We start from the raw sequence: 26,895 nt of genomic DNA on the forward strand, positions 1-26,895 counted from the left end.
AAAAATCCGCAAATGGAAAAAGGCAAAATCCTGCTTGCCGTCACCGGCTTTCATCCGCAGCGCTGGCGCGAGCTGCTGTCGGCGGAACGCGAGGTGGTGCTGGAGCCGGACGGTGCTTCGGACCCGTCGATCACCTATGCGGTGGTGTGGAAGCAGAAGCCGAACTTGCTCAAGTCGCTGCCCAATCTGCGTGCCATCTTCTCGATCGGCGCCGGCGTCGATCACATCTTCGCCGATCCCGGCCTGCCCGACGTGCCGATCGTCAAGGTGGTCGCCGACAATCTTACCCAATACATGACCGAATATGTCGTCTGGCGTGTGCTCGACCATCACCGCCAGGGCATGCTCTACCGCGCGCAGCAGCCGAAGAAGATCTGGCACGAACCGCCGCAACGGCCGGCCGGCGACATATCGGTCGGCATTATGGGCCTCGGCAATCTCGGCCGTGCGGCCGCGTCGGTACTGTTGTCGCTCGGCTTTGCCGTCAATGGCTGGTCGCGCAGCGACAAAACCATGAAAGGCGTCTCGACCTATGCCGGCGAGGCCGGGCTGATCCCCTTCCTCAACGCCACCGACATATTGGTGGTGCTGTTGCCGCTGACACCGGACACGCAAGGCATCATCAATCACGGGGTGCTGAAGGAACTTCGCAAGCGCAATGGCCTCGGCGGCTCGGTGCTGATCAATGCCGGGCGCGGCCGGTTGCAGAAGGATGCCGACATTTTGCGCGCCTTGGATGATGGCACGTTGAAGGAGGCGAGCCTCGACGTGTTCGAGGTCGAGCCGCTGCCGAAAACCAGCCCGCTGTGGAGCCATCCGAAAGTGTTCGTGACGCCGCATGCGGCGGCAACCTCGGACCCCGTCCATCTGGCGCCGATCATGCTTCGCCAGATGGATGCCTTCGAGCGCGGCGAAAAGCTCGACAATCTGGTGGACCGCAAGGCCGGTTACTGAGAAAGCCCAGGTTCAGCTCGGCAGGGCGAACTTCTTCTGCTTGTTGGGCTTGCCGCAGTCGCGGCGTTCCAGCGAGCGGTTCATGGCGTCGATCTTGCCGCTTGCCAGGTCGGTGTCACGTTTGCCTTTGGAGCGCATATCCGGCGTGAACGGGCCAAAGCCCATCGCCGGATTGGAAAAGCTCGGTTTTGCATCCGTCGATAGATGATATTGCTGCGCCAGCCCGTTGCGCTGCGCCAGCAATTGATCGCAAGGCACGCTGTCGTACTGCAGTGACGATTGCACGTCCTGGTCTTGCCGTTCGGACATCGAACTGCCCATGCAGCCGGTCATCGCCAGGCAAGACGCCAAGACCATCATGTTCCAGCGCATCCGTTTCTCCTCAATGCCAAACCGAGCGGAGCTTCTTCTCGGCAGATAGCCTATCTGATGCCGCGCCAGCCGCAAAAATCCTAGTCACATTTTCGAACAGGACGAGACATCAGCCGGACGATAGCGTCGCCAGCACGGCCAGCCCATCGACCGGCTGGCGGCGATCCCAGCGGATGACCGTGGGCTGCACGGACAGCACCGACAGGCCGCTGGCGGTAAGCACCCGCTCGACATAGGCTTGAGAATGGGCGTAGCGACGCGATGGCCGAAGCGCAAAACCGGCTTCGCCGGCCGCCTCGCCTTCGCCTGGCGTCTCGACGGAAAAGGCAAACAGGCCATTGGCGGCCAGAATGCCGGCAACGGTCCTCATTACGCCTTCCAGCGCGCCGACATAGATGAACACGTCGGCCGCCACCACCAGATCGGCTTTCGGGCCGGCATAGGCAAAGTGTTGCAGATCGGCCTTGGCGAGCAGGTCGTAGACACCTTTGGCGCGCGCTTTTTTCAGCATGGCAGCAGAGATATCGTAGCCCACCAGCCGATCGGCAACCGGCCGCAGTCTTTCGCCCATCAGGCCGGTGCCGCAGCCGAGGTCGAGAGCAAGCGGAAAATGACCGGGCCTTGCCGCTCGAATGGCGCGATCGAGAAACTCCGGCAGCCGGTAGCCGAGCTTGTTGACCAGCTCACCCTCGAAGCTTTCGGCATAATGGTCGAACAGCGTTTCGACGAAGGCGCTGGGCGGCGCCGCGGCAGCAGGCGCCTTGCCGATCAGTTGCAGCTTCAGCGCAGCCCCGAGGCGATCCGCCGGGTCGAGTTTCAGTGCCATCGCCCAGGCCTGCGCCGCCAGGTCGAACTGCTCGCTTGTCTCCTGCATCTCGCCGAGGCGGAACCAGCCCGCCGCCCATTGCGGCGCCAGTTCCAGCGCGCCGAGCAGCAATTCCGCTGCTGCCGAAGGGTCGCCCGAGCCGAAAAGCATCTCGGCATAGTCGGCACGGCGGTCGGCGGTCAGGTCGCCGGACGAGGTTTTCAGCGTTTGCATGGCGTGGGTCCGCCGGCTGATGCGGCCGGTGGCTGGCTGTAGGACGAGTCAGCAGTCTCTTGCAACAGGCTTCCCGCACCGGAATTAGCCACTATCTTGACGGGATGCGTGCCAGTGACCTGCTTCATCCCCGGCCGGAGGGCCTCTATTGCCCACCCGGCGATTTCTTCATTGACCCGGTGCGGCCGGTCAACCGGGCCCTGATCACACATGGCCATTCCGACCATGCCCGCTCCGGCCACCGCTCGGTGCTGGCGACGCAACAGACGCTCGACATTATGGGACTGCGTTATGGCGAGGACTTTGCCGGGACGACGCAGGCCGCAGCCCTCGGCGAGGCAATGGCGCTGAACGATGTCACCGTTACCTTTCATCCGGCCGGCCATGTGCTGGGCTCGGCGCAGATCGCGGTCGAGCACAAGGGCACGCGCATCGTCGCCTCCGGCGATTACAAGCGCCAGAAGGATGCGACCTGCGCTCCCTTCGAGCCGGTGAAATGCGACGTGTTCATCACCGAGGCGACTTTCGGCCTGCCGGTGTTTCGCCATCCACCCGACACGGAAGAGATCGCTCGTCTCCTCAAATCGGCGGCGCAGTTTCCCGAGCGCTCGCATCTGGTTGGCGCCTATGCGCTGGGCAAGGCGCAGCGGGTGATGCGGCTGCTGCGCGATGCCGGCTATGACAGGCCGATCTATATCCACGGCGCGCTGGCCAAGCTCAGCGAGTATTATCAGAGCCAAGGCATCGACTTGGGCACGCTGGAGCCGGCAACGGTGGACAGCGGCGGCAAGCAGGATTTCACCGGCGCCATCGTCGTCGGCCCGCCATCGGCCTTTGCCGACCGCTGGGCGCGGCGCTTTCCCGACCCGATCTCGTGCTTTGCGTCGGGCTGGATGCGCATCCGCCAGCGCGCCAAGCAAGGCGGCGTCGAACTGCCGCTCATCATCTCCGACCATGCCGACTGGGACGAGCTGATCGCCACCATCAAGGAAACGGGCGCCGGCGAAATCTGGGTGACGCATGGCCGCGAGGAAGCGCTGGTGCGCTGGTGTGAGCTGGAAGGCATCGCCGCGCGGCCGCTGCATCTGGTCGGGTATGAGGACGAGGGCGATTGAGTTGAACCGCTTCGCCGAACTTCTCGACCGCCTGGTGCTGACGCCGTCGCGCAACGGCAAGCTGACGCTGCTGGTCGACTATTTCCGCAGCGTCGAGGATCCCGACCGCGGCCTGGCGCTGGCGGCGATTACCGGCGACCTAAACATTGCGGCGGTCAAGCCGGCCATGCTGCGCACGCTGGTCACCGAGCGCATGGACCCGGTGCTGTTCGGCTATTCCTACGACTATGTCGGCGACCTCGCCGAAACGGTCTCACTGGTCTGGCCGCAAACGCCGGGGCATATCCCGAACCGACAGCCGACGCTTGGCGATGTCGTGGCGAAACTGCAGGCGGCAAGCCGCTCCGATGGGCCCAAGGTGCTGGCCGGGCTGCTCGACAGCGCCGGCATTTCGGCGCGCTTTGCCATCATCAAGCTGGTCACCGGCGGCTTGCGCATCGGCGTTTCGGCACGGCTGGCCAAACAGGCGCTGGGCGATTTCGGCAAGGTCGATGTCGCCGAGATCGAAGAGTTGTGGCACGGGCTGACGCCGCCTTACACTGCGCTGTTCGCCTGGCTGGAAGGCAAGGCCGGAAAACCGCAGCGCACGGCGCTGGCGCTGTTCAGTCCGGTGATGCTGTCGAACCCGGTCGGCGACGGCGATCTCGAAAAGCTCGATCCGGCCGACTATGCCGCCGAATGGAAATGGGACGGCATCCGCGTCCAGGCGGTGTGCGAGGGCGGCGTGCGCCGTCTCTATTCGCGCACCGGCGACGATGTGTCCGGCGCCTTTCCGGATCTAGCCGAAGCAATGAATTTTTCCGCCGCGCTCGACGGCGAATTGCTGGTCGGCGAGCCCGCCGCGACGGGCACGTTTTCGGACCTGCAGCAGCGGCTGAACCGCAAGAGCGTGACGTCGAAGATACAGCAACAGTATCCTGCCTTCATGCGCTGCTACGATGCGCTGCAGATCGAGGGCGAGGATCTGCGCGCGCTGCCTTTCGCCGATCGGCGGAAGCGGCTAGAAACCTTCATCCAAACGCTCGACCCGCGGCGCTTCGATCTTTCGCCCTTCGTCGAATTTTCAGATTGGCGGTCGCTGGAAGAACTGCGCCGGGCGCCGCCGCACCCGATCATCGAAGGCGTCATGCTGAAGCGCTGGGATTCGCCCTATCTCGCGGGACGGCCGAAAGGCCCGTGGTTCAAGTGGAAGCGCGATCCGCACACGGTCGATGCGGTGCTGATGTATGCGCAGCGCGGCCATGGCAAGCGCTCCAGCTTCTATTCCGACTATACGTTCGGCGTCTGGTCGGGGCCGGAAGGCGCGGAAGAACTGGTGCCGGTCGGCAAGGCCTATTTCGGTTTCACGGACGAGGAGCTGAAGCAGATCGACAAATATGTCCGCGACAACACGGTCGAGCGTTTCGGCCCGGTACGCTCGGTGCGCGCCGACCGCAAGCAGGGGCTGGTGCTGGAGGTGGCGTTCGAAGGTCTCAACCGATCGACCCGACACAAATCCGGCGTCGCGATGCGCTTTCCCCGTATTTCGCGGCTGCGCTGGGACAAGCCGACGGCCGAAGCAGACCGCATCGAGACGCTGCAGGCACTGTTGGATTGATAGGCGTAGTTTACGGCTCGATCGAGACGCGGATCTCGTAGATATCGACCGCCTTGCCCTGCTTGTCGAAATCGGAGTTGATGGCGATGCTGCCGGCCGCGCCCGGGGGCTTGTCGGGGAACTTTACGTCGAACAGATATTCGTTGCGCTGCTGTCCGACGGCATAGCGCTTGCGACCGCAGTCGCCGAGATCGCCGAAATTGCAGTCGACGGAGATCTGCGTGTCCTTGCCGTCCTCGGCGCGGGCGATGATGTCGAACACGGCATGTTTGCCGGCAAGCTTCTCCAGCACGCCTTGCCCGACATCGAAGCTGATAGCCGAGCCGGACGCGCCGGAGCGGATGCGCAGGAAGGAGCCGGTATCGTCCTGCACGACATCGGCCTTGGCGTCGGAGGGCGTCGCCACATGAGTCGGATCGGTGGGTGTAAACACGTTGATCCAGTCACGCGCCTGTTCGGCCGCGCCAGGCTGCTGCGGCGCGTTTGTATCGGCGGGCGGCGTGAAATCGTCATCGTCGACCGTCGGCGGCGCCTCGGGCGGGGCCGTGTCGAGCTGTGCCGGCGTCTTGAAGACGCCGGTCTGGACGGCGAAATAGAGGCCTATGCCTGCGGCGGCGAGCAAAGTGACGCCAAAGAAGATCGCCGTCAGCGGCAGGCGGCGGCCTCTTATCCGCCTTTCGTCGCGGTCAGGCGCCACTTCCGTCGCGGTCTCGGCCGTCGCGGAATCGGCCATGTCGATCGCCGGGGCGCCGGGAAGCGTGGCGTCGGGCATGATGTCGGGGACGACCGGCAGCACGCGCGAGCGCGGCGCGTCGGATGCATCGGGCTGAACCGGCCCATCAACGACGATCGCCGGCGACGGGCCGGCCGCGATGCCTGTCGGGGCATCGACCGCAGGCGCGGCGCCGGCGCCTTGCGTCTCCGCAGTACCTTGGGCCTGAGCGGCGCCTTGCGTCTGCGCAGCGCCTTGCGTCTGCGCAGCGACGTCGGGGACCGCCGGCAGGAATTCCGATTCGATCTCGGTGATCTTTTCCTGCACCGCCTTGCGGCGCTTGATGGCGGCTTCCACCGTCACGCCGGGATTGGCCTGAAGGACGCGGTCGAGCGCCGCGAAGGCCGATCGATAGACCCTCTCGCGAAACGCCCGGTCCTCGGCATTGCCTTTCTCGAAGGCGTTGCGGATCGCTTTTTCGATCGCGTCCAAGCGAATTTCCCCTGTCCGTTCGCTCACATTGCCATGATCGTTAGCCGCAGGCGACCAATCAATCAACGGGCGAGCGTCCGCATTCTGCCTCGGCGGGGCGTTGAAAGCCAATTTCCAGGGTTTTTAACAATAAAATCAGCCTGTTTCGCCACCTCCCGGACAATTTACGCGCAGACCGCCGAGATATTCCCATGCGATCGAAAAACGAAACGAGACGTGGCTCCTTCCAGCGCAAACGGAAAATGCCGGGACGATTTGCCGGATGCCGCCTTGAAATCGCGGTTGCCCATCTTGAATTAGCGGCCGGTTGAGTCTATCACCCAGCCGATCTTGGAAGCCCTGCGCTTCCCGGGCCGCTTTAGCTCAGTTGGTAGAGCACATCATTCGTAATGATGGGGTCAGGTGTTCGAGTCACCTAAGCGGCACCAGAAACTTCAACAAAAGCAGCCGACTAGTGCTTTGTGACCCTAGTTCCACGGCTGCGCGGCTATCCGTGGCACCATGATGGCACCAAACTGCCGCAAACTCACGCAGACGATCAGCGATGAATCCAATTCTTTCGGGCGGCCACGCTTTCACGGCGGTAACAGGGGTTCGATGCACTTGGGCGTACCAGCAAAATCAAGCACTTAGGTGTGCCCCCGAAAAATTCATCTAATATCCGTCTATTATCGGCCACGTGGAAAACGATGGAGCGGGATGGAGATCGCAGGAATCATACCGCTGAGATGGCGGTTCCGGCCTCAACCTCAGGGGCGTTTACAGAGGCGAAGCGTGTCGCTGAAGCGAAAAACTCAGCGCAAAAAAATGATTGCTAGCATCGGTAGGCACTTTGTCTCAATCCGCTTCGACAATGTGTCTTGCCGATCGAACGGTCGACTCGGTCTTTGAAGTTGGGCTTTCACCAACTGCTCCCTATTCTGCGTTGATGATTGATCTGCGCAAAGCGATTACAATTCGCCGGTTAAGCACAAACCGGTCATCGGCCGGGCGTCACGGCAGCGCCAGCCAAGCAAGCGGGTCAGGGACTTCGCCGATTGCTGGGCAAATCGCTCGGTTCGATATGACTCTTGCCGCCGGGGGCCATGGTGCAGGCACTTTGCTGAAAGCGATTTATTGCGCTAATCTTCGAATATGCACCAACGCTGATAGACCATTTCGCTGAGGGGGCGAAAATTCATGGAGATGCAGCAGGTCCGCTATTTTCTGGCCCTGTCCAACACGCTAAATTTTACCAGAGCAGCGGAAGAGTGCAATGTCACGCAGCCGGCTCTGACTCGCGCAATCAAGACCCTCGAAGACGAGTTGGGCGGTGAGTTGCTTCGTCGCGAGCGCCAGCATTCCCATCTGACCGAGCTCGGCCGGCGCATGCTGCCCCTGCTGCAACAATGTTACGATGCTGCCACCTCCGCAAAATCTCTCGCAAAGGCCGTGCAAAGCAGTGACGTCGCCCCACTCAACGTAACCATTTCCAACAGCGTCAACATAGCGCTGCTGGTCTCTCCCTTCACCGAGCTTTTCCGAGCCTACCCTGGGGTGCATCTCAAGATCAGTCGCGGTTCCCCGACCGCTGTCATCGAAGCCCTCAAGAGCGGCAATGTCGAACTGGCGGTTGCCGGTCCGCTGGGACAGGCTTGGGATCGGCTCGACACGTGGCCGCTTTTCCAGGAGGGGATCGAGCTCGTCGTGAACTCCGATCACCCTCTTGCCCGCCGAAACGAAGCGGATGTAGCGCTGAGCCAGTTAGCCGCAGAACCCGTGCTCAGTCGGATCGACTGGGAAACGAGCGAAGATCTGTCGCGCGGTCTCTCGGCCAAAGGAATTACGCCTCGCACCACACATGAGGTTGAAACCGACCAGGATTTGCTGGCGCTGCTGGAAGCCAATGCAGGCGTTGGCTTTGTCTCGATGACCGCACCCCGCTCGCCCAACGTCCGCAGACTCAAGCTGCGTGATCTGGATGTTTCTCGGATCGTCGCCGTCTACGCAGTCGCGGGCCGACATCGCTCGCAGGTGGCCGTGACGCTCCTCAACCTCCTGCGATCAACCGACTGGTCGACATTTGGCGTCAGCGAGCCCGCCTGAGCGCCGCGATCAAGTCGTCGATGTCCATCCGCCGACGATAGTCGGGATCGACGAACCGATCTGTGATGATGCCATCAGTTCCAACGACGAAAGTAGCAGGGATCGGCAGGAACCAGCTGCTGTTGCCCTGATAGTTCGGCAGATCGAGGCCGAGGCCCATCAACCGCTCCATCTCGGCTCCCACCCAGATCGCCAGGTTGAGGGACAAAGCGTAGCCATTGTCCATGTCCGTCAGGAAAGGAAACTGAGCACCAACCGAGGCCTTCATTGCCTTTGCGAATTTGCGCCGCTCCGGCATGATGACCACGACCTGGCCGCGCAGCGTCGTAATCTCCAGTTGGGCTTCGACGATGCCGATCGCATTCAAGCGGCAATAGGGACACCAATGTCCGCGCTGAAAGGTAATGACGGCCGGCCCGTGGCTAAGGATTTCAGATAGGCTCACGAGCCTGCCCTCGTCATCAGGCAGCAGGAATGCGGGCATAACATCGCCGGGGGCGGGAGCACTTGCACCAGCTCCCTGTTCCCTGAGGCGCGCCACCAGCCGGTCAACCGCGTCAGCGAACTCCGAGTTCAGTCGGCGCACTGCGCTCGCGATCACCGCCAGCCTCTGGTTGAGAGGTGCATCGAGTTCGATGGCAGCCTGGACGGACTGTTCAAATGTCATTGGCTGGTCATCGGCGGCCATTTCTGCACTTTCGCAATTTCCATGCAGCCTAACATTGAAGCCCCACGAGCACGGCCATGCTTTTCTTGCATGGAGTCGATGCCCTGCGTGCATCGAAGCTATGCGGATTCATCTTCTGTTCGGTATTGCGGCTCGAATCGTTACATCAGATTTCCTGACTTCCGAAGCGGAAGTCTGAAAGCGGCAGCCAGGCATCGCGTGTGGCTACTGTCACAGCCATCCCTGCACCACCGCCACCGAGGATCGCGACATCACATTTTTCCACCGTCCCGGCCCACCGAGATTCAATGCAATTTGACCCGCGGTTTGGTGCGGTGCGACAGGATTCCCACGATCGTATCCCGCATGGTCTTGAAGGTCCCGTGCACCGCGTTGAGGTGCATCTTGTAGAGCGAGCGATACATCAACCGGGCAAGCAGACCCTCGACCTTCAGTCCGCCGATCAGGCTGCCGAAAGTGCCGTAGTCGGCCAGTGAAACGAGGGAACCGTAGTCGCGGTAACGGAACGCCGGCGCCGCCTGCCCTTCGAGGCGTGCCGCAATCACCTTGACCATATGATCGGCTTGCTGATGGGCCGTCTGGGCGCGCGGCGGCAAGGGATCTTCGCTGCCGGGCAACACACAACTCGCGCAGTCGCCGATCGCAAACACGTTTTCGTCTCCCATGGCCCGCAGCGTCTCATCCACGACCAGGCGGTTGATGCGATCCGTATCGAGGCCATCGAGTTGCTTCAGAAAATCCGGCGCCTTTATCCCCGCGGACCATACGACGAGTTCAGCTGGCACGAACAGCTTCTCGCCAAGCCTGATACCGTCTTCTGTCACTTCGGTGACCTTTATGCCGCATCGGATCTGGACGCCGAGATCAACAAGCCGGCGCGCGGAAGAGCGCGCAAGGTGTTCCGGCAAAGCCGGCAGGATGCGCGGTCCTGCCTCGACGATGGTGATGCGGATCAGCCTTTCGAAATCGATGTTGTCGAGATTGTGCGAGGCGATTTCTCGCATCGACTTATGCAACTCGGCGGCCAGTTCAACGCCGGTGGCCCCGGCGCCAACGATGACGCAATGGAGTTGGCCTGGTGAAAGCTTCTCGTATTGGGCGTTCGCACGCAGGCAGGCGTCAATCATGCGCTTGTTGAAACGGGAGGCCTGACCGGTCGTGTCGAGCGCGATGGCGTGACGCGCCGCCCCCGGCGTCCCGAAATCGTTGCTGACGCTGCCCACGGCCAGCACCAGCGTGTCGTAGCCCAACACCCGCGGCGGGATGATCCGTCGGCCGTCGTCGTCGAAGCTCGGCGCCACAAAAACCTGGCGCTTGGCGCGGTCAATGCCGACGACTTCGCCGATCCGGTAGCGATAGTGGTGCCTGCTGGCATGTGCGATGTATTCCACCGCATCGCTCGACGGATTCAACGCACCGGACGCCACCTCGTGCAGAAGTGGCTTCCAGACATGTGTGCGATTGCGATCGACGAGCGTTATGGAAAGCCGCCGCTTGCCGAATTTCCTGCCGAGCCGTGTTGCCAACTCGAGTCCACCGGCACCTCCGCCGACGATGACTACGCGATGCCGTGAACTGTCGGCGTGGGATGGCGTCTCCGGTATCGTGCGGAAAAGCGCGGCGTCGTTGGCGAGCACGGCTTCCGGAACCAGCCGCATCCCAGGAGTGATGATCTGCATCGGTAGTCTCCGTCTTTTCCTCGGGCTCGCCGCTGGAACAACTCACACTTGCGATTCGTGAATAACGATGCCCTGGAGCAGGTCGACTTCGCATTCCCACGGCTTCTCCAAGAGGACGCGTTGCCCGTGCTCGTATCCGGCCTCCCAGCGGGTGCGAATGCCTGCGCGGGTAAAGTCGATATCCTTGGTGTGGTCCTCTCCGTCGAGGCGCGGTGACAGCAGCCGCACAAGATGCATGACCGACGGACAGCCGTAGGCCGCAAGCTCCTTGAACATTGGATCCTCGCGCAGCTCTTCAGGGACCAACTTTCCCATTTCGCGCACGACGTGGCGCAAACGATGCAGTTGCTCCTGGCGGGCGACGTGGCTACGTCCGCGGCTGGCGTATTGAAGATCCTTCTGCCGGCCCATGACCTGCCAGATCGATTTCGGTTCAGTGGCGCGCGGTTGCCACATGTTGACGGCAAAGATCAGCGCGTCGCGCCGCGGGCGCTCGTCCAGCACGACCTCGATGGGCGTGTTCGAATAGATGCCGCCATCCCAGTAGGGCTCGCCGTCGATGCAGACTGCCGGGAAAGCCGGCGGCAAGGCGCCCGACGCCATGATATGGGCCACCGACAACGGCATCAGGCTGCTATCGAAATATTTGAGTTCGCTGGTGTTGACGTTGACAGCGCCGACTGTCAGCCGCGTGTAACGGCGGTTGAGGCAGTCGAAGTCGATAAGGTTGTTTAGCGTCCGCTTCAGCGGATCGGTGGTGTAGTAGGATGCATTCTCCACACCCACTTCGCGATTGACCCCGAACATGGCGCTTGGGTTGGGCTCGAAGAATCCCGGTATGCCATGTATCACCGTGCCCATATTGGCAAAAATGTTGCTTGGAACCATCATCCGGAAGAACTCGTCGAGCGGACTGCTGCGACCGACGCCATCCCAGAATTCGCGCAGTCTTGGCAGGCGGTCTTGTGGTTCGTTCCCGGCAATGAGCGCGGCGTTGATCGCGCCGATCGAGGTGCCAATCACCCAGTCCGGCTCGATACCGCCTTCGACCATCGCCTGGTAGACGCCGGCCTGATACGCGCCCAGCGCGCCGCCGCCCTGCAGGACCAGCACAGTCTGCCGCTGGACCGAACCACCGGCCACACTCGCGGCCGCTTGCAGAGGTTCTGACGCCGAAGGATTTCTGGTGATCTTGTTCATGGTTGTTCAGCTCCTCGTTGCCGGATTCAATGGGCAGTCCAGCCGCCTTCGATCGGCATGATCGCGCCGGTGATCGAAGCCGCATCGTTCGAGGCCAGGAACAGGCAGAGAGCCGCGACCTGGGCGACAGTCACGAACTGTTTGGTTGGCTGGGCTGCCAGGAGCACGTCCTTGATCACCTGTTCTTCCGTGATCCCGCGCGCCTTGGCTGTGTCGGGAATCTGCTTTTCGACCAATGGAGTGAGGACGTATCCTGGGCAGACAGCATTGACGGTGATGCCTTGCTCAGCGACTTCAAGCGCGACCGTCTTGGTCAGACCGGCGACCCCGTGCTTGGCAGCGACATAAGCGGATTTATACGGCGAAGCGACGAGCGCGTGGGCAGATGCAACATTGATGATGCGACCCCATTTACGGTCTTTCATGGCCTGCAGCGCGCGCCGGATCGTGTAAAACGACGACATCAGATCGATCGCCACGACCGCCTCGAATTTTTCGATCGGAAAGTCATCGATCGGCGCGACATGCTGGATGCCGGCATTGTTGACGAGGATGTCTATTGCGCCGAACTCGGCGATTGCCTTGTCCATCATCGCGGTGATCGCGCTGCCCTTGCTCATGTCCGCGCCGTCGTAGCGAACAGTCACACCATGGTCCGCGGCAAGCTTTGCTCTCAGCAACTCGATCTCACCGAGATCGCCGAAGCCGTTCAGAACGATGTTGCAGCCCTTCGCGGCGAAGGCTTCGGCAATGCCTTGGCCGATGCCGCTGGTCGAACCTGTGATCAGTGCCGTCTTTCCTCTGAGCATCGTTGTTTCCTTCGGTTGAAGCCGGGGCCGAAATGGCCTGTAAACGGCTGCGAGCGACGGGCCTTGGAGCCCAGTCTCGACTTCTGGGCCAAGTATGGCGGGCAGCTGGAGGCGGCGGAAATGCCGTTGAGACATGGTTTCGATAGCCCACGGTCACATCGTCGATCTGTCGTCTGGGACATGAATCGCCTGATCGGGTTGTTTGACGTTGGGGCAACTAGTAAGATCACCGGGCAACAACGCGGGTCGTGCCGTGTGCCAGCCGCTGGGGGAGCGTGCAGTGGAGATCAGCCAGGTCAGGTATTTCTTGGCCGTCGCCAAGGAACTGAATTTCACCATGGCGGCCGAGCTGTGCAACGTTACGCAGCCGGCACTGTCGCGCGCAATCAAGCTGCTCGAAGACGAGTTCGGCGGCGCGCTTTTTCACCGTGAGCGACGCTTCACTCATCTGACGGAACTCGGTCGCATGGTCGAGACCTATCTCGAAGGCGTTTTCGAAAACTCCCGGCAGGCCAAGCAGATCGCCGAGCAATATGTGCACCTCAAGAAGACGCCTCTCCGGGTCGGCATCATGAGCACGATTGCTCCGGATGAAATCATCGAGCTCATTTCGTCCGTGCGCACGCACCATCCGGGCGTGGAGCCTCATCTTTGCGATGCCGATGCACCGAGCTTGCGCAAACGACTGCTCGGGGGAGATCTCGAGGCAGCAATTTACGCGTTGCCGTCAAACGTGCCCGATGAGGAGGTTCATTCCTTGCCGCTGTTTCAGGAGCAGATGGTGATGGCCGTTCATCTGAACCATCGCCTGGCCAACCAGCGCAGCGTGCGGGTGACGGATATGAGCAATGAGACCTACATCCACCGCAACAATTGTGAATTTGCCGGTTATGCCGATGCCATTCTTGCCTCGCAGGGCGTCACCGTCAGTCCCGTTTACTGGAGCGATCGTGACGATTGGACACTCGCAATGATCGCCGCCGGGCTTGGTTTCGGATTCATGCCTGAGCATACCGCCAAGCACCCCGGAGTGGTGCCGTTGCCGATCACCGATCCGGAATTCTGGCGCGAGGTCAATCTCGTCACGGTGCGCGGCCGCAGGCATTCGCCGGCGGTTGGCGCACTCGTGCGCGAGGCCACGCAGAAGAAGTGGTTCGGCGAGCGTGCAAAGGCGTTGTCCGCCGCTGAATAGCCTCTGCGCGCAAACACGTTCTTTCCCATGCCAGAGTGATGGATCTCCGGCACATGTCCACGCTCAGTTCTTCCTGATTGTCGAGGTCACCGACTGGATGACCTCGGTTGCCATCTTGAACTGCGGGGCGCGATCCGTGATGCCATGACGCTTGGCGATCCAGTCGAAGTCGCTATAGGCGGCGTAAACCGCGCCATCCGCAGTCTGATAGACCAGCACGCGCACCGGCCAGTCGAGACCGGCTTCGGGATTGGATGTGATGAAGGTTGTCCCGAGGGCCGGGTTGCCGAACATCACCAGTCGCGACGGCCTGACTTCGTTGCCGGCATTGTTGCCCAGCTTTGCCTGGTCGATGACGCCGAAGAACTTGATGCCTTTCTTGAGGACATCTTTCTTGATGCGGGCGATGGTTTCAGTGACGGAATAGTCGCTCTTCACCGTGACAACGCCATCAGAAGCGGCGGCTGGGATGGCGGCAACTATCAGTAGGGCGGCTCCAGCAATCATGGTCTTGAGGTAGTTGGTCATGTCAGTCTCCTTTGTTGAATGGTCATTTTTCGGTCTTGGGTGTCACGTCTTTGGAGGTTGCAGCACGCGCGCCACCGCGATGGCGCCGGCAAGGAAGGCGGCGAGCACGGCCACGCATGCGGTCCACCCGATCCGGTCGTAAATCTGTCCGATGACGAAGCTGCCAGCGAGCCCGCCCCCATAGTAGGAGGCCAAGTAGATGCCGCTCGCGGCGGTGCGATCGCGCGAGGCGGTCCGGCTGACGTGCCCCGTAGCTATCGCTTGCGCCAGGAAGGTTCCCATGGCGATCAGCGCCATCCCTGCAAGGACGATCGGCAGGCTGGTTGTGAGCAACAGCAGCAGCCCAACGATTGCCATCGCAAGCGTTGCACCGATGCCAATCCTCGGGCCGAGACCGGCCGTGACACGTCCGGCGAGTGGCGTGGTCAGCATCGATGGCAGGAAGACGAAATAGATCAGTCCGAGTGCCATCGGTGACAGCGACAGCGGCGGGGCGACAAGCTGGAAATTCACATAGGTGAAGGTGCCTATGAAGACGAAAAGGATCAGGAAGCCGATCGCGAAACAAGCACGTAGTTCGGCATTCTCCAGCGGGCCTTTCCAGGATGCGCGGGCAGATTGACCGACCGTATCGACGCGCATCGCTGCCGAAGTCTTTTGTAGCGTGAACCAGACAAGCGCCGCGCCAGACAAATTGAGAGCCGCGAAGGTCAGAAAGTTGGTGGAGATGCCGAATGTGTCGGCGACGGCGGCCGACATCAGTCGTCCGAAGAAGTTGCTGGCGACATTGCCCGTTACATAGGCGGCGAGCGCACTGGTCGTCTGCCGTGCGGAGAAATGTTCGGCCAGGTAGGCCATCGTCAGCGTGAACGCGGTCGACATGCACAGGCCTTGCGCAACGCGCAGGAGAGCAAAGACGACTATGCTGTCGGTCTGCGAAAGCAGTGTTGTCGGGATCGCCAATATGGCCAGGCTGATCCAGATGCCGTTGCGACGATCGATGCCGCGCCCGAAGAGGGCAACAGCGATACCTGCCACCGCCATGCCGAACGTGCTGGCGTTGACGGCGAAGCCCATAGTTGCACGGCTGACGCCGAATTTTATCACCAGTGAGGGCACTATTGCCTGGGTGGCGAACAGATCGACAAGCGTAAGAAATGCGATCAGCGCAACAAGGCCAAAGCGCCAACTATCTGCGGCCACGTTGTGCAGCGGCGTCATTTCTGTCTGTTCACTGGTTGTCATGACGAGGCTCCGTGGCCGGACGTCCCCAGGCGATTACCTGAGGACGCGCATTCGGTTGCTGAGTGTGGGAACTGTCCGCCGAAACGTTCGGATCACATCATGTGGTCGTCGTGCATCGCGGGCGGAAGGACGTCGGCGGAATAGAGCACCGCGGGCACCTTTCCGTTGTTCTTCCACCAATGGGCGAGCTGGCCGAACTCGGCGGTCACATCGCCAGCAGGGTGCTCGATTCCGACCTTGCAGGTGCTGGCGTATTCAGTGATCGAGCCCTCGACGACGATAATGTTAGCGGGGCGAACCGTGTGCTCATGCCACGGCACCACGCCGCCCGGCTGAACGACGAGCTTGCGCAGACGCAGCATGTTGCCCTTCCAGGCTTCGCCCTTCGGGCTGAGATCGATCGCCGAAAGAACGGTGTCGGTCACGCCGACCGGCTTGCTGGGATGTTCCTGGATGTCGGTCGTGGCGGCCTGTCCGGCAGGGCAGTCGCCGGCGAAGGCTGGAGCAGAGGAAAAAGCAGCGGTTGCCGAAAGCAGACCTGCCGCAAACGAAAGGATGAGTTTTTTGGTAGCCATCTTGTATTTCTCCTTTGTCGGTGCCCAAACGCGGGAGGCGGGGCATGACGAGGAGAGTGACGGGAGCGATCCGAAAAGAGAAATGCTGACTGGGTCTGAAATCGATACCTGAAAACTATCGTGGACCATCGCAAATGCATGTGGGGCACACGCGGCAAACCGCCACGTGCGACCCCTTAATTCTTTGATTTGCTTCAGGCAGCGGTCTTTTGGATGGCCTGGACGATTGCGCTCTCAGGCCAGCCATGCGCCTTGACGCTGTTTACGAAAGCCGATGCCGCAGGCGAGAAGCGTCGCCCCGCCACCACGACCAGGGAAACCTCCCGCCAAACTTCAGGATCGATCACCGGCCTGATCTGCAAGCCCGGGATGACGGCACTGAATTCCGGGATGAAGCAGATTCCCAGCCCCCCGGAAACCATGTTCTGAATCCAGTCCTCGCGCTCGCTCGCATAGGAGATCCTGAGCTTTACGCCACGGTCGTTGCACAGGCCCGCGAGATGATCGCGATACTCGCAATTGAGCCGCCTGAGATAATTTTCACCATCGAGTTCGGAGATTGCCACGTTGTCATTGCGGGCCAGCCGATGGCCGTTTGGAAAGGCGAGGACAAAGCGCTCGCGATAAAGCGGTGTGACGTCGAAGCGGTCCGGAAAGCTGTCGCTTGACGCCATTATGGCGACATCGATCTCGCCGGACTCTAGAAGTTGGGAGAGTGATGCCGGGACGCCCTCAACCAGTTGCAGCTGGATGCCCTGCTGACGCCGGTTAAAGTCGGTCAGCAGGCCGGTGAAGCGACGGGGGCCGATCGTACACATGACGCCGACCTTAAGGTTGGCGTTTTCCAGGCACAGGAACCTTGATGCCTCCTGCCGCACTCCAGTCAGTTCGTCGAGGATCTGCTGGAAACGCGGGCGAAGCAGCACACCTAGGTCGGTCAGGTGGGTCAAGCTTCGTTCGCGGCGAAACAGTAGCCCTCCGACCTCCTCCTCAAGTTGCTGAATGGCGCGGGATAGCGCCGGCTGAGTGACGTTGCACTTTTCACCTGCGCGCGTGAAGTTTCGCGTCTCGCACACGGCCAGGAAGTAGCGGATGTGGTGAATGTCCATGCCGATTTGTCCCCGAATTGCAGACGTGGCTGTTCGTGCTTCGGAGACTGCCGCAAGGCGCGCTTTGGCGCCAATGCACTGCGGCTATAAAGTCGATAGCGGTCTGTCATGGCGCCGTGACAGCGCTCGCTACGGACAAATTGTGTTGCGCAGCAGTTACCACCTTCAAATTGGATGGCGGAGCAGCTCAATTGGCGCCGCCAAGCGCCAATACATTGGCGCAGAACGCAGCGTGCGGCTTGCTTGTGGCTGCGTCATTGCACATCTTCATCATCGTGCCCCGATCCTTCCGAGGCACAGCCAGCCAGGCCTTCTTGAAACCGGCCATAGGCTTCATCGTTTTCATTCCGGCATCGCTATAGAATGATGGCAGCGACGCCAGATCGCTGAAGGCATCGGCGGATGCGCGTCTGGCCAAAAGACTGAAGGCGAACACCCCACACAGACAGTTCGTATTCTCATGACACGCTCTTCCTTGTGCTGAAGGCTTGCCAGCGACCGTCGCGCCAAGCAAGATCGTCGCCTGGCTGGCAAAACCTTGCGCCGCGCAAGGGATTGCAGCCAATGCAATCTGCCTATGGAGTTCATGCCACCTTGGCATTTCGCCAATGGAGGATCATGCGGCAGTGTCTCCATCAAACGCCTTGCCGGGCGTTCTTCGGGAGGAGACTCAAAAGATGCAAATCCAGGCCGCAACCGACCAAGCCTTCATTGCCGGTGCGAGACCCGCGACGGAAGACCGCCAGCTGATCGACATTACCCTGGCAAGCGATGCACACGGCGCATTTGTCTGGGGCGTGCTCGATCGCTTGCTGGATGAACCTCGTCTTTCCTTCCGCAGCATCACCGCATGCGGTTTCGGGAGCATGGAAGCGGCGGTTCTTGCCTACGGACTGGCTTTGGGCGGCAGGCGTGGGGCAAGGACGGCGCTTACCAATTTCTGGCGGCGCGTCAGCCACGCATCGATGTCTGTGGCCGCGACAGCCAATCCATTGAAATCAATCCTGGAACAGTCGATCGACATTGCCGAGTTGCACAAAAACAGCTGCCAGTTGAAGCTCAACATCCTGACTTCAAATGCCCGCACCGACACCGTGACGATTTTCTCCGGCGACCAGTTGTCGATCGACGCTATCCTGGCGGGAGCGACAGTCCCATTTCTATTCCCGCCCGTGGAAATCGATGGCGATACGTATTGGGGCGAAGGCGATTTTTCGGCCTTGCCAGCAGTGCAGCCGATCGAGGCTGGGCATTGGCTCATTGTCAGCGGCAAACCCTCCGGGTGCATGACGCCTTGTGCGGCTTACCGCCTCGCCGCAAATGCCGTGAACTCTGGATCTGTCCTCTTCGACAGCCATCACAGAACAAGCGCTGCCTTGTTTACCAGGCCTTGGATCGACTGGGGCGAATTGACCGACATGCGTGACCGCGGTCGCCAGCGAGCCGAGGACTGGCTTCTCGCCGACCATCCAACCTTGAGCGAAAGCTGGGTCGTCGACAACAAAAATCGATACGTCTAGGCGCCTCCCTCCGCCTAGCCGCGCCCGCTTCGCTCCGCTCACGAAGTGCAGGCGCCAAAGCCCTCCGGTTCCCCGCCGGAGGGCTTTTGCTCGTTATCCTCCTCAACATAGTGACCGCGTATCAAATCCATGCCGAGACAGCATTTCAGCTTCATCGCACGTTCGACGACACTGTTTGCAGACAGGCCGCCAGGTCAGTCTTCCCTCGAAACGCAATCAGGAGAAACGACCGTGATCAACACCAAGACCCTCATCGGATCGGCCCTCGCGGCCGCCACCTCGCTTGCTGCAACTGCAGCCTATAGCGGCCCCGCCGCTAAGCCCAGCTTCTCGTTCGAGAAGTGCTATGGCGTCGTCAAGGCCGGCCAGAACGACTGCCAGACAGCGACGCATTCATGCGCCGGCACCTCGACCGCCGACAACCAGCCGGACTCCTGGCTCTACGTGCCGGCCGGCAGCTGCGCCAAGATCACCGGCGGCAGCGACAAGCCGAAAGCCTGACCGACCCAGACTTCAAGCCAACCCCCTTTGGAAGGGAGCAGACCGATGTCCCGTGCATTTCAGCCCCTCACGATCCCGGCATCCGCTGGCATCGGTCTGCGCTCTCCTCACATCAGCGAGATGCTGACCCGCAGACCCTCCGCTGGCTGGCTCGAAGTGCATGCCGAGAACTATATGGGCGACGGCGCCGCCGTCGAGGCGCTTGAACGGCTGCGCCAAATATATCCGCTGTCGGTGCACGGCGTCGGGCTGTCTTTGGGCAGCGCACAAGGCGTGGACCGGGATCATCTGGAAAGGCTGCGCAAGGTCTGCGAGCGGTTCCAGCCTGATCTTGTTTCGGAGCATCTTGCCTGGAGCGTTGCCGACGGAGCCTATCTCAATGACCTGCTGCCCCTTCGCTATGACGAAGAGGCGCTGGCGATCGTGGCGCGCAATGTAGCGACCATCCAGGATACGCTGAAGCGGCGTGTGCTGATCGAGAACCTGTCCGCCTATGTCGCGTTTGCGGACTCCTCCATGAATGAAGCTGAATTTCTGGCCGAGCTGGTGGCGCAAACGGGCTGCGGCCTGCTTCTGGACGTCAACAATGTCCAGGTTTCGGCGCACAATCTTCAATACGATGCCAAGACCTTCATCGACGCTTTGCCCGCCGATGCCATCGGTGAAATCCACCTTGCCGGCCACGCGACCAATCAGGTCGGCGGCGACACCGTGCTGATCGACGATCATGGCTCTCGCGTGCCGGCAGTTGTCTGGCACCTCTACCAGCATGCCATCACCAGTCTTGGACCGCGCCCTACGCTGATCGAATGGGATACCGATGTGCCGGTTCTCGACGTTCTGCTTGGTGAAGCCATGTGGGCCGACATGCTCACCGCTTCGGTCATGTTCAACCGCAAGCAAGCCGCGCGGCACATCGCCACGACTATGGCCCCGCCGGCGCCCACGCTACCGGCTTTCGAAAGCTCTCAGACCAGCATGCCTGTGCTTGCGGCATTTGCCGCTGCCAGAGCCAAACCGGCCATGCACATGGCCTTGCCGACAATCGAGGGAGGATATGATGCTGCCGCTTGAACACCTGCAAACCATCGTTACGCGCTCGGTGCTGGCCATAGAGCCTCTGATCGACGCGAGAATGCTGACCGCCGGCAAGGCCGACCCAATGGCTCGCCTGCGCATCTACCAGAACAATACGCGCAGTTCGTTGACTGCTGTGCTGATGGCGGTCTTCCCCGTTACGGCTCGCCTCGTCGACGAACGTTTCTTCCGCTTTATGGCGAGCGAGTTCATTCGACGGCATCCGCCGGCGGAGTCACGCCTGGCGCGTTATGGCGCTGGCTTCCCTCGCTTCCTGAAGACCATCGACACGCTGTCCGACGTGCCGATCGTTGCCGAGACGGCTCGGCTCGAATGGGCCATTGCCGAAGCGCTCGATACGGCTTCGTTGCCGGCCCGCAGTCTCGCAGAATACGACAGCACCGACCTTGGGCTGTCGCCGGATATCTTGCTCCAGCCTTCACTGCGACTGATCGTCTCCCACTGGTCGATCCTATCGGTATGGATGGAGCATCAAAAGGAGACTGCGGTCGATGAAAAAATCCCCTGGACAAGGCGCCCCGAGCGGGTGGCGCTGTGGCGATCTGGGAACTACGTGCGGCTTTTTCTGCTCGACCGCGCGACCTTCGCCTTCTGGCATTCGCTGAAGCACGGCTTCGGCCTTGAGCATGCCACTGGCCGCGCCTTGGCGCTCGACCCGGCCTTCGACCTGGTTTCAGCGCTTGTGCGTCTGTTCCGCGACAGGCTCGTCACCGACGTGCGCGTCCCGGTGCCCCCTCTCTCAAACTGAAGGAAACGATCATGACTGCGATACCGGAATATTCCCCTCCTCGCCCTGCCGGCCTTGTTGGTCTTTACCGACGAGTGATCAAGTTGCCGGAGCGTATCCCATTTTCGCTGGTCCAGCTCGCAGCTCGAGTAGCGATTGCGCATGTCTTCTGGCAGTCCGCACAATCGAAGCTGGCGTCTTGGCCGGTGACGCTTCAGCTGTTCGCCAGCGAATACAATCTACCAATCATCGATCCGTCGATCGCGGCGCCGCTGGCGACAACGGCAGAGATCACCGGGGCGGTGCTGCTTTTCCTGGGGCTGTTCTCGCGTCTCGGCGCGCTGATGCTGCTCGGTGTCGTTTCGGTAATCCAGATCTTTGTTTTTCCGGAGAACTGGGCGGAACACCTGCTGTGGGCCTCGCTGCTGTTGCTGGTGCTTACGCGTGGTGCCGGGGTTTTCTCACTCGACTATGTAGCCGATCGAATCTCTTCGGCCTCCAAAACCTGAACATTTCAGCCCCGGGGAGGCTGACCTGACGTGCATCCTCACCCATGCTTTGAAAGCCGAATGAAGTCCAACCCACTGGACACAGCGTCGCAGGCCGCCGTTCCCGCCCGAGCTAGGTGCACCTCAAGGGTTGACGTGGCGGTCTTCGGTCTTGCCGTGGCCAAGAATTCCGGCAGCGGTCACGTTGCTGTGAGACCGTAACGGGCACTCGCCGCGCGGCGAATACGGATTCATGCAAGTTCTCTCGCCTCTTCGGACGATGTTTGAGCTCTCGCGCACCGGATCCAAAAGAAAGTTCGCCAGCGTGTCTTTCAGTCGACTTCTCTCAAAAGCGTCACTCTACCCTTCAAGTTCTGCCAGCGGATATGGGCGCCGTTGCCGATAAGGTTGATCGTGGGTTTTGGCTTCCTTGCTCATGGCTATGCCAAACTCAGCAGAGGGCCGGGAAGCTTTGGCGTCGTGCTTCAGACACTGGGAGTCCCAGAGCCTCAAGTGCTAGCATGGTTGACAACGCTGGTTGAACTTGTCTGCGGCGGTGCTGTGCTGGCGGGCGCGTTCATTCCGCTCGTCAGTGTTGCGGAATTTAGCGGCGCATCGGGAATTTGGCACTCCCGCTTCGCGAATATCGCCTATCCGGCCGTGCCCATGTTTGGCGTGACGTCACGACAGGACCGCTTCCACCGGCCGGCGCGGCGAGAACGGCAAGGTGGGTCCGTAGCCGAACCGCATCACGATGTCAGGCCTACCGCCGGGCATCCCCAGAAGGCTTGCGAGCTGTGTCCGCAGGGCGGTGACTTCGACGGGCTGATTGATGAAGGCGTGCTTGAGGCCGAGCGTTGTTGCCTGCAGGGCGAAGCGCTGGCAGGCGCGTCCTGCGCGGACCCAGTGATCCTCGTCGTCGCGCTCCGACACGAAGATCGCAACCCCAGCGGAGGAGCGCAGCTGCCGGGCGTATTTGTCATTCTCTGCGCCAGCACGGAAGAGCAGATCGAACATCAGACCGCCGAGCCAAGTAGGCGCGGTCGGATTGCCGCTCGCCGCGCTGAAGAGGCCGTCGCCGGCTTCGAGCGCCCGGCGGGGATTGAAGCGAAGCCAATCCTTCAGCTCGCGCACGAAGGCGGGATCGTCCATCTGCGCGCTGTTGTCCGCGATGACGAACTCGAGCACGCGCTCAATCTGCTGCCGATCGGTCGTCAGAATCAGATCGACTCCGGGAATGCGTGCCGCCGCGGCCAGGACCTCCAGATCGTCGACGGCGACCGGCCGTCCGTCATAATCGGCGCGCGTCGACTGGCGCGTAGGGATCGCCTCGAAGAGGGTGGAACGTTCCGCCGGCCCGGCGCCAAGCTCGAAGGCCACGAAGCCGTTACCGGCCGGATCGAACCGCAATTCGCCGCCGCGGCCGCGCGCAGCGGCGGCGAGCGCGAGGTTCTCGGCGGCGCAGCCGAGGCTGACGAAAAGATGGTGGTCATCGGGATCCACCATGGGCGTGCGCCGCGCGAAATCCGGAAGGATCGCAATGCGGCCATCGGCAAAGTGAAAGCGCCAGGGCTGGGTATTGTGGCCGTTCGCAGCCAATGTGGCGTAGCGAACGAGGTCTTTGAGTTCCGGACGTTCGGAGAGCGTCGCCCGCATCGCGGAGGCCGCAGCGGCGTAGTCGGCCATCGAGCCGGTGCGCGAGAAACTGAATGCCGCCGCGCCGACGGTGCCTGCCATCAATGCACCCGCACCGATCAGCACTTGCCGCCTGTTCATTGATCAAGACCTAAAGAAACGGGTTGGGTTCGGTTCGTCACCTGACTTCCTCCCACCAGGACTTTCATACCGAAAACGATACGTGATCCTGATGGCACACGGCTTGAATGGCGGCGCGGGCGGTCATCAGACCGGTCGGCAGGCCGCCGCCGGGATGCACCCATTGCCCGGCCCGCAAGAAATTGCGCAGCCCCGGCAAGGTCAGCGGCAAGGACTTGAGGCCGGTATCGGGCGTCATCAGCCAGCCTTCCATGCTGCCCTTCCAGTTGCCGGTAAAGCGGATGACCGAGGCGGGCGAGGAGATGTCGGTGACTTCGATGTCGGCTCTGATGCCTGGCATCCGGCGTTCCAGAATGCCTATGACTTCGTCGGCCACACGGTGCTTTTCCGCCTGATAGGTGTTCTGATCACGGTCGCGCAAATCCGCCCAATAGCTGAAATTATGTGTCGGTAGGAAGCAGGTGACGGCGGTCTTGCCCTTCGGGGCGAAGGTCGGATCGAAGTGAAAGAAGCGGAAAGACACGTCGGGAAGCGCCGTCTCTGGGTCGATCTGAAGCGGTTCATCCAGCACGCGGGTCACATAGCCGGGCTGATCCGACAGATCGCGGGCCACACCCAAAGACACCTGAAGGTAGGATGGAAAAGTCTCAAAGCTGCCATAGGCGGCGTCGACGGCCTTGTCCTTGTACTTGCCGCCAAGCATTTCATAGATGGTGGCATGGCCGTCGGCGGCGGAAAGAACCCAGTCGGCCTTGACAATCTCGCCCCCGGCCAGTTGCACGCCCACCGCCGCATCGTCTTCGACCAGAATCTTCTCGACTTTCGCGCCGTAACGCACCTGCCCTCCCAGGGCCGTGAGCCTTTCGGCAATCAGCCGGATCAGCGCCTGCGCCCCGCCGATGGCGTAGCCCGCATTGCCCGTGCTCATCCAGCCCAGGGACAGGATCAGCGCCAGAACAGACAGGCGGCCCATAGCTCCCGCCCCGAAAAAGCGCCGCAGCAGGGGGTGGTTGAAACGCTGGCCGTACTCTTCGACACTGATGTGCGACAGACGCCACAGCAAGGGCAGGTCGGGCAGGGTGCGCACCAGGCCCAGCAACTTGTGCGACCAGCCTTCGTCCAGGCCCGGCATGGGCAGGTCGCCGAGCTGGCGAATGGCCCCGACCAGGTGGCGGATTTCCGTTTCATCGCCGGGCGCGGCGTTCAGCAGCTCCGCTTCCAGCCGATCGACATCGGTATAGATGCTCAAGCTGCCGCCGTGTTCGTCTTCCAAACGCAGGTATTCCTCGGCATAAACAAAGCGTAAGCTGGCGATGTCGCACACTTCCTGCCATTGCGCGTGCAAGGTGCCGGCAGGATTGGAGCCGAGCAGCCAGTGCAGGCAGGTCTCGAAGGTGTAGTCGCCCCGTCTCCAACTGGTCGCTAGTCCGCCTGGACCGTCGTGCTGTTCGAGAAGCTCGACCTCGTAGCCGCATTTTCGTGCGTAGACGGCCGCGCATAGCCCGGCGACGCCGCCGCCAATGACAATGACCTTGCGACTTTGGCTTGTCATGGCGACCTCATCCGATTGTGAATCTGATGTCTGAAGACTGAAACAAATCCGCCATCGGCCACTCCACGTAGCGTAGTGATTTCGCAAGCCATCGATTGGCTCCTGAACCAGCGATGGCAGTATCAAAGCATCAAAGCCGTGAGGCGTATTTGACCTGAGTCATAAGACCGTGTGCAAAATGCGATATGCTTGCTCAGTATGGCGGGACTGATCATTCAGCTCATTCAGCAATTACCGAACGGGCGCCTAACATGGAGGCGGCGAATTTCGGGATGATTTCATGCGCATCCTCGTACTGAACGCCCACCCTGACGAAGGCAGCTTCTGTGATGCCGTGACGGCGGCGTATGTGGACGGCGCACGGGCGGCAGGCCACCGCAGCATCGCACTGAGAGAGCTGCGCTTTGATCTGGTTCTGCCCGGCGGCTTTCACAGCGCCAAGCCGCTAGAGCCCGACATCGCTGAACAGCAGCAGTTCATTCGGTGGTGTCAGCACCTCGTCGTGGCGTCGCCCAATTGGTGGTGGGCGGTGCCGGCATTGCTGAAGGGCTATGTTGATCGCGTTTTCCTGCCAGAGTTTGCCATGCGTTATCGCGCGCGCTTTCCCTATGTGACGCCGCTCCTGACCGGCCGGTCAGCGCGAGTGATCTACACGCAGAACTCGCCACGGATCGTCGGCTGGCTCTTTCGAGGGGACCTGTTCTGGCGATGGATTTCTAGCGCCGTGCTTGGTCACTGCGGATTTCGCCCGGTCCGCCGCCTTGCGCACTATTCGGCAAAGGACTCCTCAGCGGAGCGGCGAACTCTGCGCAATTTCATATGGTCACGAGGTCCTTAGCGAGTTCGCTCACCACGCCCCTGAGCCAGCGATGTGCGGGATCATGACGGTATCGGACATGCCAGGCCATCTCGACGGGGAATGTACCGAGATCAACAGGTGCCGGAATGACCTTCAGACGAGAATCACGTTCGAGGCTGCGGCAGATCAAGCGCGGGAGCGTGGCACAATAGTCGGTGACGGCAATCATTTCCGGAACTGCCAGAAAGTGCGTTACGGACACGGCAACGTCGCGCTTGAGATTTTGGTGCCCCAACGCCTGGAAAACGCCCGCACGAATTCGGCCGGGAGGCAGCACGTTGACGTGTTTCAGGCCTTCGTACAATTCCCGAGTCAGGACGTGACCGACATCGGGATGGTCCCTGCGCACGATGCACGCAAGCCCGTCGTCCATCAGATGTTGGACCATAAGGTTGTCTGGCGGATCGATGACCCTTCCCAGCACCATGGCAGTCGTTCCCGAAATCACGCCGGTCTCAGCAAGATCATTGCCAAAGGGTGTCATGCGAAGCTTGATCCCCGGTGCCTGCTCGCGAAGCCTGGCAACCAGCGCGGGCATCAGGACCAGCTCGACATAGCTGTTCGGCGCGATCATGAACAGGCGCTCCGCGCTTGACGGATCGAAATCCTGCTGATGAGCGACCAGATCGTCCAGCTGGGCCAATGCCGCCTCGATCGTCGGCGCGATTTCCTCTGCAAGCTGTGTCGGCCTGATACCGTATCTTTCCCGAATGAACAGTGGATCTTTGAGCATGTCGCGAAGACGGTTGAGCGAATTCGAGAGTGCAGGCTGCGTAATGCCAAGACGGCTGGCAGCGCGCGTGACACTTCGTTCTTCCATAAGGGCCAAGAAGACGGGCAGAAGGTTCAGATCGTATTTCATCCAGATATAATGGTATGTGAATATCTAAAATACGATAAGTAAATTTCTCAAATATCTATTCGGATGCGATGATCACCTTATCGAAAAGCCAGCGGGGCTGATCGAACTTCAGGCCAGACTG

At 61.2% G+C, this 26,895-nt stretch carries 26 protein-coding genes, 1 tRNA gene and 1 pseudogene; 13 read left to right on the top strand and 15 right to left on the bottom strand.

What is annotated here, in order from left to right; translation table 11 throughout:
• Positions 1-12 precede the first annotated feature (12 nt).
• Positions 13-954, top strand: a complete 942-nt coding sequence (locus AC04SH_RS08915) for a 2-hydroxyacid dehydrogenase (RefSeq protein WP_488574734.1) — start codon at positions 13-15, stop codon at positions 952-954.
• A gap of 12 nt (positions 955-966) precedes the next feature.
• Here AC04SH_RS08915 and AC04SH_RS08920 read toward each other — a convergent pair whose 3' ends face one another.
• On the bottom strand, positions 967-1,326 hold the full coding sequence (locus AC04SH_RS08920; RefSeq protein WP_488574735.1) for a hypothetical protein: 360 nt from the start codon (positions 1,324-1,326) through the stop codon (positions 967-969).
• A gap of 109 nt (positions 1,327-1,435) precedes the next feature.
• The gene (locus tag AC04SH_RS08925; RefSeq protein WP_488574736.1) at positions 1,436-2,365 is read right to left on the bottom strand and encodes a methyltransferase domain-containing protein; all 930 of its coding nucleotides are present in this window, start codon (positions 2,363-2,365) and stop codon (positions 1,436-1,438) included.
• A 104-nt stretch (positions 2,366-2,469) separates the two neighbouring features.
• Here AC04SH_RS08925 and AC04SH_RS08930 point away from each other — a divergent pair, with 104 nt between their 5' ends.
• Together AC04SH_RS08930 and AC04SH_RS08935 are read left to right on the top strand one after the other, a co-directional pair.
• Positions 2,470-3,480 (top strand): ligase-associated DNA damage response exonuclease, encoded by a 1,011-nt coding sequence (locus AC04SH_RS08930; RefSeq protein ID WP_488574910.1) that lies wholly within the window; start codon positions 2,470-2,472, stop codon positions 3,478-3,480.
• A 1-nt stretch (position 3,481) separates the two neighbouring features.
• Entirely contained in the window at positions 3,482-5,077 is a 1,596-nt protein-coding gene (locus AC04SH_RS08935) for a cisplatin damage response ATP-dependent DNA ligase (RefSeq protein ID WP_488574737.1), read from the top strand.
• Between the two features lie 10 nt (positions 5,078-5,087).
• Here the strand turns inward: AC04SH_RS08935 and AC04SH_RS08940 are convergent, their stop codons facing one another.
• The gene (locus AC04SH_RS08940) at positions 5,088-6,281 is read right to left on the bottom strand and encodes a hypothetical protein (RefSeq protein ID WP_488574738.1); all 1,194 of its coding nucleotides are present in this window, start codon (positions 6,279-6,281) and stop codon (positions 5,088-5,090) included.
• 352 nt (positions 6,282-6,633) lie between these two features.
• Here AC04SH_RS08940 and AC04SH_RS08945 point away from each other — a divergent pair.
• A tRNA-Thr gene (locus tag AC04SH_RS08945) sits at positions 6,634-6,709 on the top strand.
• Between the two features lie 751 nt (positions 6,710-7,460).
• Positions 7,461-8,366, top strand: coding sequence for a LysR family transcriptional regulator (locus tag AC04SH_RS08950; RefSeq protein WP_477233611.1), 906 nt, complete (start codon positions 7,461-7,463; stop codon positions 8,364-8,366).
• On the opposite strand, the gene AC04SH_RS08955 is transcribed toward AC04SH_RS08950, so the two are convergent.
• The 4 genes from AC04SH_RS08955 to AC04SH_RS08970 all read right to left on the bottom strand — a co-directional run bounded on the left by AC04SH_RS08955 (position 8,350) and on the right by AC04SH_RS08970 (position 12,742).
• Positions 8,350-9,054 carry a peroxiredoxin-like family protein gene (locus AC04SH_RS08955; RefSeq protein ID WP_477233610.1) on the bottom strand — a complete coding sequence of 235 codons (705 nt, stop codon included), beginning with the start codon at positions 9,052-9,054 and terminating at the stop codon, positions 8,350-8,352. The two genes, AC04SH_RS08950 and AC04SH_RS08955, sit on opposite strands and share 17 nt — an antisense overlap.
• A gap of 284 nt (positions 9,055-9,338) precedes the next feature.
• Positions 9,339-10,691 carry an NAD(P)/FAD-dependent oxidoreductase gene (locus AC04SH_RS08960; protein ID WP_488574739.1) on the bottom strand — a complete coding sequence of 451 codons (1,353 nt, stop codon included), beginning with the start codon at positions 10,689-10,691 and terminating at the stop codon, positions 9,339-9,341.
• 84 nt (positions 10,692-10,775) lie between these two features.
• The gene (locus AC04SH_RS08965) at positions 10,776-11,933 is read right to left on the bottom strand and encodes a patatin-like phospholipase family protein (RefSeq protein ID WP_477233608.1); all 1,158 of its coding nucleotides are present in this window, start codon (positions 11,931-11,933) and stop codon (positions 10,776-10,778) included.
• Positions 11,934-11,959: 26 nt separating this feature from the next.
• On the bottom strand, positions 11,960-12,742 hold the full coding sequence (locus AC04SH_RS08970; RefSeq protein ID WP_477233607.1) for a 3-hydroxybutyrate dehydrogenase: 783 nt from the start codon (positions 12,740-12,742) through the stop codon (positions 11,960-11,962).
• A 202-nt stretch (positions 12,743-12,944) separates the two neighbouring features.
• On the opposite strand from AC04SH_RS08970, the gene AC04SH_RS08975 reads away from it, so the two are divergent.
• Complete coding sequence (locus tag AC04SH_RS08975; RefSeq protein WP_488574740.1) at positions 12,945-13,934, top strand: LysR family transcriptional regulator; 990 nt, start codon at positions 12,945-12,947, stop codon at positions 13,932-13,934.
• 63 nt (positions 13,935-13,997) lie between these two features.
• Here AC04SH_RS08975 and AC04SH_RS08980 read toward each other — a convergent pair whose 3' ends face one another.
• From AC04SH_RS08980 to AC04SH_RS09000, 5 genes are all read right to left on the bottom strand, one after another.
• On the bottom strand, positions 13,998-14,462 hold the full coding sequence (locus tag AC04SH_RS08980; RefSeq protein WP_192247652.1) for a DUF302 domain-containing protein: 465 nt from the start codon (positions 14,460-14,462) through the stop codon (positions 13,998-14,000).
• Positions 14,463-14,504: 42 nt separating this feature from the next.
• Positions 14,505-15,707: an MFS transporter gene (locus tag AC04SH_RS08985; RefSeq protein ID WP_488574741.1), complete on the bottom strand. Its 1,203-nt coding sequence runs from the start codon at positions 15,705-15,707 to the stop codon at positions 14,505-14,507.
• A gap of 92 nt (positions 15,708-15,799) precedes the next feature.
• Complete coding sequence (locus tag AC04SH_RS08990) at positions 15,800-16,282, bottom strand: cupin domain-containing protein (protein ID WP_488574742.1); 483 nt, start codon at positions 16,280-16,282, stop codon at positions 15,800-15,802.
• A gap of 194 nt (positions 16,283-16,476) precedes the next feature.
• Complete coding sequence (locus tag AC04SH_RS08995) at positions 16,477-17,391, bottom strand: LysR family transcriptional regulator (protein WP_477233604.1); 915 nt, start codon at positions 17,389-17,391, stop codon at positions 16,477-16,479.
• A gap of 187 nt (positions 17,392-17,578) precedes the next feature.
• Positions 17,579-17,956, bottom strand: a complete 378-nt coding sequence (locus AC04SH_RS09000) for a hypothetical protein (RefSeq protein ID WP_488574743.1) — start codon at positions 17,954-17,956, stop codon at positions 17,579-17,581.
• Positions 17,957-18,068: 112 nt separating this feature from the next.
• On the opposite strand from AC04SH_RS09000, the gene AC04SH_RS09005 reads away from it, so the two are divergent.
• The 6 genes and pseudogenes from AC04SH_RS09005 to AC04SH_RS09030 form a co-directional block, all read left to right on the top strand.
• Positions 18,069-18,911 carry a patatin-like phospholipase family protein gene (locus tag AC04SH_RS09005; RefSeq protein WP_488574744.1) on the top strand — a complete coding sequence of 281 codons (843 nt, stop codon included), beginning with the start codon at positions 18,069-18,071 and terminating at the stop codon, positions 18,909-18,911.
• A 231-nt stretch (positions 18,912-19,142) separates the two neighbouring features.
• Positions 19,143-19,412 (top strand): BufA1 family periplasmic bufferin-type metallophore, encoded by a 270-nt coding sequence (locus AC04SH_RS09010; RefSeq protein WP_192247663.1) that lies wholly within the window; start codon positions 19,143-19,145, stop codon positions 19,410-19,412.
• Between the two features lie 45 nt (positions 19,413-19,457).
• Complete coding sequence (gene bufB / locus AC04SH_RS09015; protein WP_488574745.1) at positions 19,458-20,486, top strand: MNIO family bufferin maturase; 1,029 nt, start codon at positions 19,458-19,460, stop codon at positions 20,484-20,486.
• A complete protein-coding gene (locus tag AC04SH_RS09020; protein WP_488574746.1) occupies positions 20,473-21,258 on the top strand; it encodes an HvfC/BufC family peptide modification chaperone in 786 nt (261 codons plus the stop codon). Before bufB ends, AC04SH_RS09020 begins: the two co-directional genes overlap by 14 nt.
• An 11-nt stretch (positions 21,259-21,269) precedes the next feature.
• On the top strand, positions 21,270-21,746 hold the full coding sequence (locus AC04SH_RS09025) for a DoxX family protein (protein ID WP_488574747.1): 477 nt from the start codon (positions 21,270-21,272) through the stop codon (positions 21,744-21,746).
• 375 nt (positions 21,747-22,121) lie between these two features.
• Positions 22,122-22,313 (top strand): annotated as a pseudogene (locus tag AC04SH_RS09030) (DoxX family protein); the annotation flags it as partial.
• A 93-nt stretch (positions 22,314-22,406) separates the two neighbouring features.
• Here the strand turns inward: AC04SH_RS09030 and AC04SH_RS09035 are convergent.
• Both AC04SH_RS09035 and AC04SH_RS09040 read right to left on the bottom strand, forming a co-directional pair.
• Entirely contained in the window at positions 22,407-23,462 is a 1,056-nt protein-coding gene (locus AC04SH_RS09035) for an Acg family FMN-binding oxidoreductase (protein WP_488574748.1), read from the bottom strand.
• Positions 23,463-23,565: 103 nt separating this feature from the next.
• Positions 23,566-25,053, bottom strand: coding sequence for a phytoene desaturase family protein (locus AC04SH_RS09040; protein WP_488574749.1), 1,488 nt, complete (start codon positions 25,051-25,053; stop codon positions 23,566-23,568).
• Between the two features lie 280 nt (positions 25,054-25,333).
• Here AC04SH_RS09040 and AC04SH_RS09045 point away from each other — a divergent pair, with 280 nt between their 5' ends.
• A complete protein-coding gene (locus AC04SH_RS09045) occupies positions 25,334-25,891 on the top strand; it encodes an NAD(P)H-dependent oxidoreductase (RefSeq protein ID WP_488574750.1) in 558 nt (185 codons plus the stop codon).
• Here AC04SH_RS09045 and AC04SH_RS09050 read toward each other — a convergent pair.
• Positions 25,869-26,774 (bottom strand): LysR family transcriptional regulator, encoded by a 906-nt coding sequence (locus AC04SH_RS09050; protein ID WP_488574751.1) that lies wholly within the window; start codon positions 26,772-26,774, stop codon positions 25,869-25,871. The genes AC04SH_RS09045 and AC04SH_RS09050 overlap by 23 nt on opposite strands.
• Between the last annotated feature and the right edge of the window lie 121 nt (positions 26,775-26,895).

This window comes from Mesorhizobium sp. CNPSo 4688 (assembly GCF_057784295.1).

Excerpts from the sequence above, each read along its gene's own strand:
- AC04SH_RS08955 (WP_477233610.1), bottom strand. The coding sequence starts at position 9,054 with ATGGCCGCCGATGACCAGCCAATGACATTTGAACAGTCCGTCCAGGCT.
- AC04SH_RS09045 (WP_488574750.1), top strand. The coding sequence starts at position 25,334 with ATGCGCATCCTCGTACTGAACGCCCACCCTGACGAAGGCAGCTTCTGT.
- AC04SH_RS09040 (WP_488574749.1), bottom strand. The coding sequence starts at position 25,053 with ATGACAAGCCAAAGTCGCAAGGTCATTGTCATTGGCGGCGGCGTCGCC.
- AC04SH_RS09025 (WP_488574747.1), top strand. The coding sequence starts at position 21,270 with ATGACTGCGATACCGGAATATTCCCCTCCTCGCCCTGCCGGCCTTGTT.
- AC04SH_RS08930 (WP_488574910.1), top strand. The coding sequence starts at position 2,470 with ATGCGTGCCAGTGACCTGCTTCATCCCCGGCCGGAGGGCCTCTATTGC.
- AC04SH_RS08995 (WP_477233604.1), bottom strand. The coding sequence starts at position 17,391 with ATGGACATTCACCACATCCGCTACTTCCTGGCCGTGTGCGAGACGCGA.
- AC04SH_RS09020 (WP_488574746.1), top strand. The coding sequence starts at position 20,473 with ATGCTGCCGCTTGAACACCTGCAAACCATCGTTACGCGCTCGGTGCTG.
- bufB (WP_488574745.1), top strand. The coding sequence starts at position 19,458 with ATGTCCCGTGCATTTCAGCCCCTCACGATCCCGGCATCCGCTGGCATC.
- AC04SH_RS09050 (WP_488574751.1), bottom strand. The coding sequence starts at position 26,774 with ATGAAATACGATCTGAACCTTCTGCCCGTCTTCTTGGCCCTTATGGAA.
- AC04SH_RS08925 (WP_488574736.1), bottom strand. The coding sequence starts at position 2,365 with ATGCAAACGCTGAAAACCTCGTCCGGCGACCTGACCGCCGACCGCCGT.
- AC04SH_RS09035 (WP_488574748.1), bottom strand. The coding sequence starts at position 23,462 with ATGGCAGGCACCGTCGGCGCGGCGGCATTCAGTTTCTCGCGCACCGGC.
- AC04SH_RS08915 (WP_488574734.1), top strand. The coding sequence starts at position 13 with ATGGAAAAAGGCAAAATCCTGCTTGCCGTCACCGGCTTTCATCCGCAG.
- AC04SH_RS08965 (WP_477233608.1), bottom strand. The coding sequence starts at position 11,933 with ATGAACAAGATCACCAGAAATCCTTCGGCGTCAGAACCTCTGCAAGCG.
- AC04SH_RS09005 (WP_488574744.1), top strand. The coding sequence starts at position 18,069 with ATGCAAATCCAGGCCGCAACCGACCAAGCCTTCATTGCCGGTGCGAGA.
- AC04SH_RS08985 (WP_488574741.1), bottom strand. The coding sequence starts at position 15,707 with ATGACAACCAGTGAACAGACAGAAATGACGCCGCTGCACAACGTGGCC.
- AC04SH_RS08920 (WP_488574735.1), bottom strand. The coding sequence starts at position 1,326 with ATGCGCTGGAACATGATGGTCTTGGCGTCTTGCCTGGCGATGACCGGC.
- AC04SH_RS08980 (WP_192247652.1), bottom strand. The coding sequence starts at position 14,462 with ATGACCAACTACCTCAAGACCATGATTGCTGGAGCCGCCCTACTGATA.
- AC04SH_RS08990 (WP_488574742.1), bottom strand. The coding sequence starts at position 16,282 with ATGGCTACCAAAAAACTCATCCTTTCGTTTGCGGCAGGTCTGCTTTCG.
- AC04SH_RS08970 (WP_477233607.1), bottom strand. The coding sequence starts at position 12,742 with ATGCTCAGAGGAAAGACGGCACTGATCACAGGTTCGACCAGCGGCATC.
- AC04SH_RS08950 (WP_477233611.1), top strand. The coding sequence starts at position 7,461 with ATGGAGATGCAGCAGGTCCGCTATTTTCTGGCCCTGTCCAACACGCTA.